2 protein-coding genes are annotated in these 1,024 nt (G+C 43.5%); both read right to left on the bottom strand.

Annotated elements, in window-relative coordinates; all coding sequences use genetic code 11:
• On the bottom strand, positions 1-205 hold a 205-nt coding region (locus R7Q46_RS25300), incomplete at its 3' end, for a hotdog domain-containing protein (protein ID WP_318077955.1).
• A gap of 157 nt (positions 206-362) precedes the next feature.
• On the bottom strand, positions 363-926 hold the full coding sequence (locus R7Q46_RS25295) for a septation protein A (RefSeq protein WP_005481614.1): 564 nt from the start codon (positions 924-926) through the stop codon (positions 363-365).
• Positions 927-1,024 lie beyond the last annotated feature (98 nt).

The raw sequence follows: 1,024 nt of genomic DNA, 5'->3' as shown, positions 1-1,024 counted from the left end.
TGACTGGTTTTTTAAATGTAATGCTTGAAACAGAAACGGTAACGACGCGACCAGAACAGATCTCTTTCGCCAGAATCGCACCCGCCAAGTCAAGTTGAGACATTATCCAACCACCAAAGATATCGCCGTTTGCATTTGTATCAGCGGGCATTGCAAGAGTACGAAGCAGAAGCTGGCCTTTCGGAGAGTTAAATTCTTGGCTCATAGTGACATCCTAAATCTTCAAGGGCGCTCAAAAAAAGCGCAAATATGGTGTGCCAATAAGAATACTAATGCAGTAATTATTGGTCCGTTGAACAAAACAGCGACCCGAAGGTCGCTGTGAATAATACATTTGCGCGGATTATAGCAAAATTGAGTTTTTAATCATCAACCGAGACATCGGAGGAGTTGTTTTTCTCTTCCTTTGGCATGTGCTTGTAAATGTAGACACCAGTAGCAATCATGTAGGCGAAGGTGGCAATCAGCATTCCAAACACTTTGAAGTTAACCCAAACATCCAGAGGTAGCTCGTAAGCGATGTAAATGTTTAGGCCTGCAAAAAATGAGAAGAAGCCTACCCATGCCCAGTTTATCTTCGCCCAAATCGCGTCAGGTAGCGTGATCTCTTTACCCAACATGCCTTTGACGACCGATTTTCCCATTAAGTGGCTGGCGGTTAAGCCAACGGCAAGCACCACGTAAATGATAGTGACTTTCCATTTTATGAAGTTGTCGTCATGGAAGAAAATGGTCATGCTGCCGAATATCGTGACGATGACAAACGTGATCAGTTGCATCTTCTCTACTTTCTTATACAGCGCGTAGGTCACGATAAGTTGAACTGCCGTTGCAACGATGAGTGCTCCAGTCGCTACATAGATGTCGTACATCTTGTATAGAGCGAAGAAGATAATGAGAGGAATAAAATCAAGGATTTGCTTCATGTTGCCAAAAACTACCGAGTTGTTGAGTTGCTGACAGTCTAGCGGAATCTGGCGTAATGTGAATAGCTCAAGGGATTTGGATAAAAAATTGCCGCTCA

The sequence above is a fragment of the Vibrio sp. 811 genome, from assembly GCF_033339195.1.
The sequence above is the reverse complement of the archived record's forward strand: the minus strand, read 5'-3'. Positions and strand labels throughout refer to the sequence as shown.